This is a genomic window from Enterobacter sp. HMSC16D10 (assembly GCF_001807145.1).
GTDB classification, from domain to species: Bacteria; Pseudomonadota; Gammaproteobacteria; order Enterobacterales; family Enterobacteriaceae; genus Enterobacter; species Enterobacter roggenkampii.
Window position 1 is genome coordinate 40,296 of record NZ_KV787883.1, and the last position, 11,902, is coordinate 52,197.

General features: G+C 57.4%; 11 protein-coding genes. 4 read left to right on the forward strand and 7 right to left on the reverse strand.

The window, feature by feature from the left end:
• Positions 1–8: 8 nt before the first annotated feature.
• The gene (glyS, locus tag HMPREF3143_RS13620) at positions 9–2,078 is read left to right on the forward strand and encodes a glycine--tRNA ligase subunit beta (RefSeq protein ID WP_070533374.1); all 2,070 of its coding nucleotides are present in this window, start codon (positions 9–11) and stop codon (positions 2,076–2,078) included.
• A gap of 229 nt (positions 2,079–2,307) precedes the next feature.
• Positions 2,308–3,927 (forward strand): ABC-F family ATP-binding cassette domain-containing protein, encoded by a 1,620-nt coding sequence (locus tag HMPREF3143_RS13625; protein WP_065102760.1) that lies wholly within the window; start codon positions 2,308–2,310, stop codon positions 3,925–3,927.
• Between the two features lie 39 nt (positions 3,928–3,966).
• On the opposite strand, the gene HMPREF3143_RS13630 is transcribed toward HMPREF3143_RS13625, so the two are convergent.
• Positions 3,967–4,254 (reverse strand): HTH-type transcriptional regulator, encoded by a 288-nt coding sequence (locus tag HMPREF3143_RS13630; RefSeq protein ID WP_008502755.1) that lies wholly within the window; start codon positions 4,252–4,254, stop codon positions 3,967–3,969.
• A 331-nt stretch (positions 4,255–4,585) separates the two neighbouring features.
• Here HMPREF3143_RS13630 and HMPREF3143_RS13635 point away from each other — a divergent pair, with 331 nt between their 5' ends.
• Both HMPREF3143_RS13635 and cspA read left to right on the forward strand, forming a co-directional pair.
• Complete coding sequence (locus tag HMPREF3143_RS13635; RefSeq protein WP_008502756.1) at positions 4,586–5,296, forward strand: DUF3053 domain-containing protein; 711 nt, start codon at positions 4,586–4,588, stop codon at positions 5,294–5,296.
• 247 nt (positions 5,297–5,543) lie between these two features.
• Positions 5,544–5,756 carry a transcription antiterminator/RNA stability regulator CspE gene (cspA, locus tag HMPREF3143_RS13640; RefSeq protein ID WP_003860775.1) on the forward strand — a complete coding sequence of 71 codons (213 nt, stop codon included), beginning with the start codon at positions 5,544–5,546 and terminating at the stop codon, positions 5,754–5,756.
• A 58-nt stretch (positions 5,757–5,814) separates the two neighbouring features.
• On the opposite strand, the gene ghrB is transcribed toward cspA, so the two are convergent.
• The 6 genes from ghrB to HMPREF3143_RS13670 form a co-directional block, all read right to left on the reverse strand.
• Positions 5,815–6,789: a glyoxylate/hydroxypyruvate reductase GhrB gene (ghrB, locus tag HMPREF3143_RS13645; RefSeq protein WP_070533376.1), complete on the reverse strand. Its 975-nt coding sequence runs from the start codon at positions 6,787–6,789 to the stop codon at positions 5,815–5,817.
• Positions 6,790–6,816: 27 nt separating this feature from the next.
• Entirely contained in the window at positions 6,817–8,097 is a 1,281-nt protein-coding gene (locus HMPREF3143_RS13650) for an MFS transporter (protein WP_063435967.1), read from the reverse strand.
• Between the two features lie 116 nt (positions 8,098–8,213).
• A complete protein-coding gene (locus tag HMPREF3143_RS13655; RefSeq protein WP_070533378.1) occupies positions 8,214–9,152 on the reverse strand; it encodes a sugar kinase in 939 nt (312 codons plus the stop codon).
• A gap of 3 nt (positions 9,153–9,155) precedes the next feature.
• Positions 9,156–9,905 (reverse strand): sugar phosphate isomerase/epimerase family protein, encoded by a 750-nt coding sequence (locus HMPREF3143_RS13660; RefSeq protein ID WP_045907862.1) that lies wholly within the window; start codon positions 9,903–9,905, stop codon positions 9,156–9,158.
• Positions 9,906–10,008: 103 nt separating this feature from the next.
• Positions 10,009–11,025 carry a LacI family DNA-binding transcriptional regulator gene (locus HMPREF3143_RS13665; protein WP_008502761.1) on the reverse strand — a complete coding sequence of 339 codons (1,017 nt, stop codon included), beginning with the start codon at positions 11,023–11,025 and terminating at the stop codon, positions 10,009–10,011.
• 179 nt (positions 11,026–11,204) lie between these two features.
• Positions 11,205–11,867, reverse strand: a complete 663-nt coding sequence (locus HMPREF3143_RS13670; protein WP_070533380.1) for an OmpA family lipoprotein — start codon at positions 11,865–11,867, stop codon at positions 11,205–11,207.
• Between the last annotated feature and the right edge of the window lie 35 nt (positions 11,868–11,902).

The window sequence follows — 11,902 nt, forward strand, 5'->3', positions numbered from 1 at the left end:
AGGCGGCCATGTCTGAGAAAACTTTCCTGGTGGAAATTGGCACCGAAGAGCTGCCACCAAAAGCCCTGCGCAGCCTGGCTGAATCTTTTGCTGCGAACGTGACTGCCGAGCTGGATAACGCTGGCCTGGCGCACGGTAAAATTGAGTGGTTTGCTGCTCCGCGTCGTCTGGCGCTGAAAGTGGCAAACCTGGCGGCGTCTCAGCCGGATCGCGAAGTCGAAAAACGTGGCCCGGCGATTGCCCAGGCGTTTGACGCGGAAGGCAAGCCGAGCAAAGCGGCGGAAGGCTGGGCGCGCGGCTGCGGCATCACCGTCGATCAGGCCGAGCGTCTGACCACCGATAAAGGTGAGTGGCTGCTGTATCGTGCCCATGTGAAAGGCGAAAGCGCGGAAGCGCTGCTGCCGGACATGATTGCCACGTCTCTGGCGAAGCTGCCCATTCCTAAGCTGATGCGCTGGGGCGCGTCCGACGTGCACTTCGTGCGTCCGGTTCACACCGTGACCCTGCTGCAGGGCGACACCGTTATTCCGGCGACCATTTTGGGCGTGGCGTCCGATCGCGTGATTCGCGGCCACCGCTTTATGGGCGAGCCTGAGTTCACCATCGACAATGCCGACCAGTATCCGCAAATCCTGCTGGAGCGCGGCAAGGTCATTGCTGACTATGAACAGCGTAAAGCCAAAATCAAAGCGGACGCGGAAGACGCGGCGCGTAAGATTGGCGGTAAAGCCGATCTGAGCGACAGCCTGCTGGAAGAAGTGACCTCGCTGGTGGAATGGCCGGTTGTGCTGACCGCGAAGTTCGAAGAGAAATTCCTGGCCGTTCCGGCTGAAGCGCTGGTGTACACCATGAAGGGTGACCAGAAGTACTTCCCGGTCTATGCCAACGACGGCAAGCTGCTGCCAAACTTCATTTTCGTGGCGAACATCGAATCGAAAGATCCGAGCCAGATTATCTCCGGTAACGAGAAAGTGGTGCGCCCACGTCTGGCGGATGCCGAGTTCTTCTTCAACACCGACCGTAAAAAGCGTCTGGAAGATCATCTTCCACGCCTGCAGACCGTACTGTTCCAGCAGCAACTGGGTACGCTGCGCGACAAGACCGACCGTATTGCGGAGCTGTCCGGCTGGATCGCTCGTGAAATCGGTGCCGACGTTAACCACGCGACCCGCGCAGGCCTGCTCTCCAAGTGTGACCTGATGACCAACATGGTGTTCGAATTTACCGACACCCAGGGCGTGATGGGCATGCACTACGCGCGTCACGATGGCGAAGCGGAAGACGTGGCGGTTGCCCTGAACGAGCAGTATCAGCCGCGCTTTGCGGGTGACGAACTGCCGTCCAACCCGGTAGCTTGTGCTGTCGCAATTGCCGATAAGATGGACACCCTGGCGGGTATCTTCGGTATCGGCCAGCATCCGAAAGGCGACAAAGACCCGTTTGCGCTGCGTCGTGCTGCGCTGGGCGTGCTGCGTATCATCGTTGAGAAGAACCTGAACCTGGATCTGCAGACCCTGACCGAAGAAGCGGTGCGTCTGTACGGCGACAAGCTGACCAACGCCAACGTTGTGGATGACGTGATCGACTTTATGCTCGGTCGTTTCCGCGCCTGGTATCAGGATGAAGGTTACACCGTCGACACCATTCAGGCGGTTCTGGCGCGTCGTCCGACCCGTCCGGCTGATTTCGATGCGCGTATGAAGGCGGTTTCCCACTTCCGTACGCTGGAAGCGGCATCTGCTCTGGCGGCGGCCAACAAGCGTGTCTCCAACATCCTGGCGAAGTCCGACGAGACGCTGAACGAGCGCGTAAACGCCGCGACGCTGAAAGAGCCGGAAGAGATTGCCCTGGCGATGCAGGTTGTGGTGCTGCGCGACAAGCTCGAGCCGGTCTTCGCGGAAGGTCGCTACCAGGAAGCGCTGGTGGAGCTGGCCGAGCTGCGTGACGTCATCGACGCCTTCTTCGAGAAAGTGATGGTAAACGTAGAAGATAAAGAGCTGCGTATTAACCGTCTCTCTATGCTCGAGAAACTGCGTGAGCTGTTCCTGCGCGTGGCGGATATTTCGCTGTTGCAGTAATGCGCCCGTTGTGACAAATGCTAAAAACCCGCTTCGGCGGGTTTTTTTATAGTGTGTTGCTGAAAATTTAACCTTGAAATGGTCAACCCATTCCCGCTATCCTTATCCCCGTTAACTTTCTCGCGCTGGAGTGCCCCCCAAAAATGAACAAACACGACTGATGAATTTCGATCCTTGCTAAACGCCATCGCGTCGGCAGGGGATGTTTTGATTTCATTCAGGAGTGCTTATGGCTCATTTTGCGCAGTCCCCTTCTTTTATTTTGCATCAGGTCACCTGTCAGTTTCCGACGGGCGATACCCTTTTTGGTCCGCTGAATCTCACGCTGGAACCCTCCCTCTGCGCGCTGGTTGGCCGCAACGGCAGCGGAAAAACGCGTCTGCTGCGCTTGCTGGCGGGGCTGGACGAACCGGCTACCGGTCATATTGAACGCTTTGGCTCGCATGCCTGGGTAGCGCAGCAGCATGTTATTTCTTCGCAGACGACGCTGGCTGAACTTCTCGGGTATGACGCGATTTTTGCGGCGCGTAAGCGCATTGACAGCGGCGATTATCAGCCTGACGATCTGGCGTTGCTCGACGGCCACTGGGATATAGCCGAACGTCTGAGCGAAGCGTTTATCAATGCGACGCTCCCACCGTTTGAGCCTGATAAGCCCGCCATAGAACTCAGCGGCGGCGAGCGCATCCGCGCCCTGCTGTGCGGGGCGTTTACGGCGGGCGCGGACTTTCTTCTGCTGGACGAACCGACTAACCATCTGGATCGACAAGGCCGGGCGTGGTTCTACGACCAGTTGAGTCGGTATCAGGGCGGCGTGCTGGTGGCCTCGCATGACCGCGAACTTCTGGAGCAGGTGCCGCGTATTCTTGAGCTGAGCGCCTCGGGTCTGCGCAGCTACGGCGGAAATTATGCGGATTATCAAGCCCAGCGCGATGCCGAACAGCAGGCTGCCCGCGCGGCGCTGGAACATGCGGCAACCGAGCGCAAACGCACCCGCGCGCGCATGCAAAAAGAGCATGATGACAGCCAGCGGCGGTCGGCAAAGACGTTACGCACCGTCGATACCCTGAATATCGCGTCGTTCGAGCGGGTCAAATATAAAGGCGCGGCAAAGGAACGTATCGGCACCTGGAAAAAACAGCACAGCGAGCAAAACGAAGCGCTGAACGCCGCGGTAAACAAGGCGCGTGAACGCGTTGAAGACGATAACCCGGTCATGTTCACTCTGCCGGGAAGTCAGATCCCGGAGGGGAAGCAGGTGCTGGTGCTGGAGGATCTGGTGCTGCAGCATGTACCTGTTCCTCCGCTCAACTGGCGGATGGACGGACCGATGCGCGTGGCGTTAAAGGGACCGAACGGCTGCGGGAAGTCGACGCTGTTAAAAACCCTCCTCGGCGAGGTTGCCCCCCGTTCGGGTAGCTGTAAAGTGTCCGTCAGCTGCGCTTATCTCGACCAGCATCTCTCCCGGTTCGATCTCTCGCAGTCGGTCATGACGCATCTCAATTTGAGTCATACTCCTCTGGAAGAGGGGGTATTGCGAACCCGTTTAGCGCAGCTTCAACTGGGGGCTGACAAAGTGATGCTCCCATTGGCGGCGCTCAGCGGCGGTGAGCGTCTTAAGGCTGCCCTGGCCTGCGTGCTGTGGCGCGCGGAAGCCACGCAGCTTCTGCTGCTGGATGAACCGACCAACCATCTGGATCTGGCTTCAGTCCAGGCCATTGAAGCGGCGCTGGCCGGTTTCCCTGGGGCACTGCTGGTGGTATCACACGATGAGGCGTTTTTAAGCGGCTTAACGTTAACGCATGAGCTGGTGTGGGAAGAGGCGGGGTGGCGTTGTGATAGCCTGTAAAACACAAGCCCCCGCAAAGGCGGGGGCATTCAATCTTCACTACGCGATCTGCTTGCTGAGTGCAGGGTTGGCCTGAATCAGGCGCATCAGCCGTAACTCGGTTGGGGTGGGTTTCTCACGTTTTGACTCCCACTCCTGCACCATAGCCACGCTGACACCCATCGCTCTGGCGAATTCTTCGGTTTTCAGTCCTGTCCCTTTGCGCAATTGCTCATATTCTGTAAAGGGATTGGATTTTTGTTGCAGGGTAATCGTCTGCGGTACATCTTTAAAAATGATCTGTTCCAGGCTGCTCAGCAGCTCAAACTCAGGATCTTTATATTCCATTGAGGACTCCTCTTAAATCTCACATCGTGATCAAGAACATCAGAGAGCCAATTAAGAATAGTCCCTAATACCAACCCAGGATCGTCACGGGTGTGATTAATCGTGCGGTAACGATCGCTGTATCCGATTCAGCAATATGGAGAGTTATGCTAATTCCCTGATTAGTCATATGTCAGCTTCGCCAGGTATTTTTTTGTAAATGGTAAGAAATAAATCGGCAATAGCCGTTTTGCATGAAAAGAGTATCTTGCAAGGCTGACCTGGACTATCCTTGTCAGCGTCGGGCACGCGTGTGCCGGTGTGCGCTTTTTTGGGTGAAAGGAGTAATAAAATGGCGACAGGAAAGTCCTGCTCTCGCTGGTTTGCGCCTATTGCGGCGTTGTTGATGGTTGTTAGCCTGAGTGGGTGTTTTGATAAAGAAGGCGATCAGCGCAAAGCGTTTATCGATTTTCTGCAGAATACAGTGATGCGCAGCGGCGAGCGGTTGCCAACGCTGACTGCGGATCAGAAAAAACAGTTTGGCCCCTTTGTGTCCGATTACGCCATTCTTTATGGTTATTCACAGCAGGTGAGCCAGGCGATGGATTCCGGTATCCGCCCGGTAGTGGATAGCGTGAACGCCATCCGCGTTCCACAGGATTACATGACGCAGCGTGAACCATTGCGCCAGTCCAACGGTGCGCTTGGCGTGCTGAGCCAGCAGCTGCAGAATGCGAAAATGCAGGCTGACGCGTCACGTTCTGCGCTGAAGCAGGGCGACGATCTCAAACCGGTCTTCGACAAAGTGTATGAGAAAGTGGTGACCAAACCGTCAGAAGCACTGCAACCGTTGATTCCGGCCGCGCAAATCTTCACGCAGCAGCTGGTCCAGGTGGGTGATTTTATTGCCCAGCAGAATACGCAGGTAAGCTTTGTTGCCAACGGTATTCAGTTCCCGACCTCCCAGCAGGCAAGCCAGTACAATACGCTGATTGGGCCGCTGGCCTCTCAGCATCAGGCCTTCAGCCAGGCCTGGAGTGCCGCAGTCGCTGCCACAGAATAAACCGAAAAAACCCCGCTTCTGGCGGGGTTTTTTTATGCGTTGCGAAAATAACGCTTGTCATTCCTCTACCACATCGGTATAACTATTCCCGTCGGTTTGTTACACAGACCTAAAGCAGTTTAGTAAAGCAGTCCAGATTGTTATCCATAGATACCCTTCGTAGTGACCCTTCCTTCATCGCTTAAAAATCTGTAACGCAATCCATCAAGCCGGAAGGCACAATATATTTGTTAATAAGGTAATTTCTATGTCTGCTAAAATGACTGGTCTGGTAAAATGGTTCAACGCTGATAAAGGTTTCGGCTTCATCACTCCTGACGATGGCTCTAAAGACGTGTTCGTACACTTCTCTGCTATCCAGAACGATGGCTACAAATCTCTGGACGAAGGTCAGAAAGTGTCCTTCACCATCGAAAGCGGCGCTAAAGGCCCAGCAGCTGGTAACGTTGTAAGCCTGTAAGCTTCCAACCCAGTAGCAAAGAATTTAAAAACCCGCCTTCTGGCGGGTTTTTTCGTTTCTATCGTTGCACCTGCGGGTTCACGCAGTTTCTCTCCACCTTTCCGCTAAGGGCGGCAATAAGGTTATCGACCGCGGTGGCCGCCATGTTGTAGCGCGTCTCATGGGTGGCTGAGCCGATGTGGGGCAGGGCAACCACGTTAGGCAGCGAAAGCAGTGGCGAATCCACCGGCAGCGGCTCCTGCTCAAACACGTCCAGACCTGCTGCATGGATCTCACCGTTTTTCAGAGCCTCAATCAGCGCCTTCTCATCCACCACCGGGCCACGACCCGCGTTGATGAAAATGGCAGATGCCTTCATTTTTTCAAACGCCTCTTTACCGATCAGATGACGGGTTTCATCCGTCAGCGGCAGCACCAGGCAGACAAAATCGGCTTCCTGCAGCAGGGTATCCAGCTCGCAGTAACGGGCGTTGAAGCGTTCTTCGGCTTCACTGTGATGGCGACGCGCGTTATACAAAATCGGCATGTTAAAACCAAAATGCGCGCGCTGCGCCAGCGCCAGCCCGATACGCCCCATACCGACAATGCCCAGCGTTTTGCCGTGAACATCCACACCGAACCAGTCCGGACCAATGCTTTTTGCCCATTCGCCCGCTTTGACGCGCTCAGCCACTTCCACCACGCGACGGGCCGTGGTGAGCATGAGCGCCATCAGCGTATCGGCCACGGTTTCCGTCAGAGCATGCGGGGTATGCATCAGCAGGATTTTGCGGGCGTTAAGCGCATCCACGTCGAAGTTGTCGTAACCCACGGAAACGGTTGAGGTAGCACGAAGCTTCGGCATTTTCTCCAGCAGGGCGACATCCACTTTTTCGCTTGAACCCAGCAGGCCTTCCGCGCTCGCGAACGCGTCGGCGTGCTGTGCCACGGTTTCCGGGCGCAGGTTCTTCACCTGCGTGACGGTGAAGTGCTCTTCAAGGCGTTTCTGCAGATCTTCCGGCAGGGTTTTATACAAAATGACGGACGGCTTCATGCTAATCTCCGTTGATTTTTTAAGGATTCAGGCGTGGCGAGCGCCGACAGGGTGTTGTTGATTATTAGCAGGCTTAACAATCAGAGTAAGCCATACCGAGGCGAAAAGCGCCACCCCCATAAAGATGTACGATGCGGATGGGCTGCCGGTGGCACCGTTCAGGTAACCGACGAACCAGGAGCCGCAGAACGAACCCAGCGCACCCATACTGTTAATCAGCGCCATCGCGCCCCCCGCCACGTTACGCGGCAGCATCTCGGGGATGATGGCAAAGAACGGTCCGTAAGGGGCGTACATGGCCGCACCGGCAACCACCAGCAGCGTATAAGAGACCCAGAAGTGGTTTGCGCCCACGGCCCAGGAGCCAATAAAGGCGAAGGCGGCAATCAGCAGCAGCGGCCAGACAAACAGCTTGCGGTTCTGCAGCTTGTCCGACGCCCAGGAAACGACGATCATCGCGATGGTTGCCGCCAGATACGGTACGGATGACAGCCAGCCTACTTCGACCATGCCGAGGTTTTCACCGCCGCTGCGGATAATGGACGGCAGCCACAGCACAAAGCCGTACACACCAATGCTCCAGGTAAAGTACTGCGCGCAGAGCAGGATCACGTTACGCGAGCGGAAGGCTTCACCATAGTTACGCACCGCCTTCAGACCTTGCTGTTCTTTGTCCAGCTGCGCCTGCAGCGCTGCTTTTTCATCTTCGGAAAGCCACTTCGCCTGGGCAGGTTTATCTTTCACCAGCACCCACCAGCAGAAGGCCCAGATAATTGCCGGTACCCCTTCAATGATAAACATCTCGCGCCAGCCGAAGGACTGGATCAGGTAGCCGGACACCACCGACATCCACAGTACCGTGACCGGGTTACCGAGGATCAGGAAGGTATTCGCGCGCGAGCGCTCAGATTTGGTAAACCAGTTGCTGATGTAGATCAGCATCGCGGGCATAACCGCCGCCTCAACGACGCCGAGGATAAAGCGAATGGCGGCCAGGGCAGGAATATTGTTCACCATGCCGGTCAGCGACGCGCAGGCGCCCCACAGGATCAGACAGATGAAGATCAGCTTACGCACGCTGCGGCGTTCCGCATAGATCGCGCCGGGGATCTGGAAGAAGAAGTAGCCCAGGAAGAAAAGGGCACCCAGCAGGGAGGAGATCCCTTTGGTGATCCCGAGGTCCTCGGTGATCCCTGCGGCGGACGCGAAGCTGAAGTTGGCACGGTCAAGGTACGCCAGGCTGTACGTGATAAACACGATTGGCATGATGTACCACCAGCGTTTTACTGCATTGGTCGAACTGTTCATAGGCTTGCCTCTGTTGTTGAGGTTGTTACCGCCGTTGTCTGTAGGGTACACGGTGGCTTAATTATCTGGTGCGGCTTGCTGCCTCACCCTGGCCCTCTCCCACAGGGAGAGGGAATTTAAACGCCGAGCTGTGCTCGTGTTGGTAATCCTTCGCTGTCGCCCTGCACCTGAATGGCCAGCGAGCCAATCTTGTTGCCTCGCGCGACGGCCTGCGGCAGCGTTTTACCTTCCAGCAGGGCGCTAATCACGCCCACGGCAAAGCCGTCACCTGCGCCGACGGTGTCGACGACGTTCTCGACCTTCACTGCCGCGACCGCGCCCTGCTCGCCGTTGGCCGTTTTAAACCACGCGCCATCGGCACCGGTCTTCAGCACCACCGCTTTTACCCCTTTATTCAGGTAGAAGTCGGCGATGCCTTCCGGCGTGCTTTCGCCGGTCAGAATCATCCCTTCTTTCAGGCCTGGCAGAACCCAGTCCGCCCGGAACGCCAGACGGTTCAGTTTCTCCACCATTTCCGCTTCGCTTTTCCACAGCACCGGACGCAGGTTGGGGTCGAACGATAGGGTTTTCCCCTGGGCTTTCATGGTGGTCGCGGCATGATCCAGCAGCTCATACGAGCTGGCAGACAGCGCGGCTGCCACGCCGCTCAGATGAAGATGGCGCGCGGAGGCAAAGTAATCGGCGTGGTAATCCGCGACAGAGAGGTGGCTTGCGGCCGAGCCTTTACGGAAATACTCCACGATGGGATCGGTTCCATTTTCAACCTTAGATTTAAGCTGAAAGCCGGTAGGGAAGCGTCCGTCGAGGGTGACGCCAGTGGCATCAATCCCCTCTTTTTTCAGCGAATCGAGAACGAAATGGCCAAAGCTGTCATCCCCCACGCGGCTGACCCAGCCCACGTTCAGGCCGAGACGCGCCAGGCCGGTCGCGACGTTCAGTTCTGCGCCTGCGACGCGTTTGATAAAGTGCTCCACCGCACTCAGCTCACCCGTTTCGGTGGCGACAAACATGGCCATGGCTTCACCAATCGTGATGACATCCAGCGTCTTGTGCATGGTTTACTCCTCGCGCAGCAGGTTGACGTAATGGCGGGTAACGGCGGTTAAATCCGACCCTTCCAGCGGGAATTCGATACCGCGCGGGGCATCGGCAGGCAGCTGGCCGAGCAGATCCAGCCAGCGTGCATCGGCGCGGTCCGGTGCGACGGCGCGGAAGTTATCTTTATGCGGCACGGCGGCTTTCACGTGGATATAGCTCACTGCAGAGGCCAGATGACGCGCGGCCTCTTCCGGCGAGTCGCCCACCCACAGCCAGTTCCCCATGTCGAAGGTCAGCGTGACGGGGAGCGCCATTTCCCGACAGGCGGCCTGGAAGCGCTGCATGGGCGCGAGCTGTCCGCAGTCGGTCTGATCGTTCTCCACGACCAGCGCCATACCGCTGGTGTTCAATAGCGTACGCAGGGCGTCGAGCGGTTGCGTGTCGCTGAAATGGCCGAGGGAAACCTTCAGCCACAGGGCGTTCAGGGTGTTGGCTTCAGAGAGATAGTGGGGCAGGTCCGGGTTGAGGGTGCCGTCAGGCATAAACAGGGCGGCGGGTGCGGAGTAGCACGCCAGCAGGCCCAGCAGCTCAATGGATTCGCCCAGCGCAGGCAGCGCCAGCAGCTCTTCGCTGTTGAACAGCTCGCGGCGGATCTCCACGCCGTCTGCCCCCGCGCCAGCAATAACAGGGAGCATCGCCCGTTGACCTCCCGCCTGCCGCACCTGTTCCGCACCGTACGCGGCGGTGACCACCATAATTTTTCTGCCCATCTTCGGACTCCATCGCAACATATCAATACTATTACGCTAGATGGAACCGGTTCCAAAGAAAAGGTCAGGATGTTGAATTTATGATCGCTATCACAAGGGAAATTTAACGCGCGGTAGAGCCACGAACGATCAGTTCACCGGAGAAGACCTGCTCGCGAACGGCATCGCTGGTGCCTTCAATACGACGAACCACTTGTTCAACAGCAGCATAGCCAATCTGCCAGGTGGGTTGTTTGAGGGTGGTAATGCCTACGCCAGCCAGTTCCGCCCACTCCAGTTCATCGAATCCCAGCAGACCAATGTCGCTGCCCCAGTGCAGGCCAATGCGCTTGAGCGAGCGGGCAACCTGCAGCGTCAGCGCCCCGTTGGCGGAGATAACCGCTTTGCGCATCCCACGATGGCGCGTATGGAACTGACGCAGGGTATTGTCGAGCTGCCCGGCTTCGTGAAGCGGCGTTTCGGCATTTTCGGCGATCACGCCGGGATAACGCTCCAGCGTGGCGCGAAATGCGCTCAGGCGTTCACGTCGGGTGTTGACCATCCCCAGCGGTTCACTCAGAAACAGAATGGCCTCGAAGCCCTGTTCAATCAGATGTTCGGTGGCGGTCGTGGCGGCCTGGGTGTTATCCAGCCCGACCACGTCGCAGGCAAACTCCGGGATTTTACGGTCGATGAGGACCATGGGCAGGGAGGATTGCTGCAGGCGATTTAAGCCTTCTTCACGCATGCCTACCGCGTTGACCACAATCCCTTCCACCTGATAGCTGCGCAGCAGGTCCAGATAATGCAGCTCCTGGTCGACTTCGTTGTTGGTATTACAGACCAGCGGCGTAAAGCCTTTCTCGCGACAGGCGGCTTCGATACCGCTGAGCACGTTCACGGAGTAGGGGTTGGTGATATCGGCGATGATCAGCCCGATAAGGCGGGTGCGGCCACGTTTGAGCCCGCGCGCCATGAGGCTGGGACGGTAGTCGAGATCGGCAATGGCCTGTTCAATACGCGCCAGCAACGCATCGGACAGCAGGTGTTTCTCGCCGTTAAGGTAGCGCGAAATGCTGGTTTTGCCGGTTTTGGCGGCTTTCGCCACGTCGCTGATGGTGGCCCGGGCTGGTTTGCTCATCGCTGATTTCCCTGAATTTAGTGAGAATACCTTAGCGGGAAAATCGGACGAATCAAGTAATTTGCCCGGTGGCGCTGCGCTTACCGGAGGTTGCGGCCTGATGCCCTCACCCCAACCCTCTCCCACGGGAGAGGGAGCAAACACTAAAAACGGCAACGGGGTTGCCGTTTTGCTTTTACCTACTGAATTGGGCTTAACGTAATCTCTACGCGGCGGTTCTGCGCTTTGCCTTCCGCCGTGCTGTTGCTGGCGATAGGGTTGGCAGGGCCCATGCCGCTGGTGCGGATGCGGTTTGCTTCAACGCCCTGGGTAATCAGCGAGCTGGCCACGGAGTCGGCGCGCTGCTGGGACAGACGCATGTTCAGATCCTGGCTGCCGGTGCTGTCGGTGTAGCCAATCACGTTCACGGCGGTCTTGTTGTACTCTTTCAGCACCATCGCCACGCCGGTAAGGGTGTTCGCACCCGCGGGTTTCAGCGTTGCGCTGCTGCTGTCGAAGGTGACGTTGTTCGGCATGTTCAGGATGATGTTATCGCCGCTGCGCGTCACGCTCACGCCGGTTCCCTTCATTTTGTCGCGCAGTTTTGCTTCCTGCACGTCCATGTAATAACCGACGCCGCCGCCCAGGGCCGCGCCCGCCGCTGCGCCAATCAGCGCGCCTTTGCCGCGGTCTTTCTTGGAGGAGGAGAGCGCCCCAACGCCTGCGCCGACCAGCGAGCCGATACCCGCGCCAATGCCGGATTTACCCGCTTCGCGCTCACCGGTGTAAGGGTTGGTTGTGCAGCCAGAAACAGCCAGTTCACCGCTCACCAGAGCGGCAATAACGAGTACGCGTTTTTTCATCTTCTTTCCTTAATCCTTTTTATTCTTTGCCACGG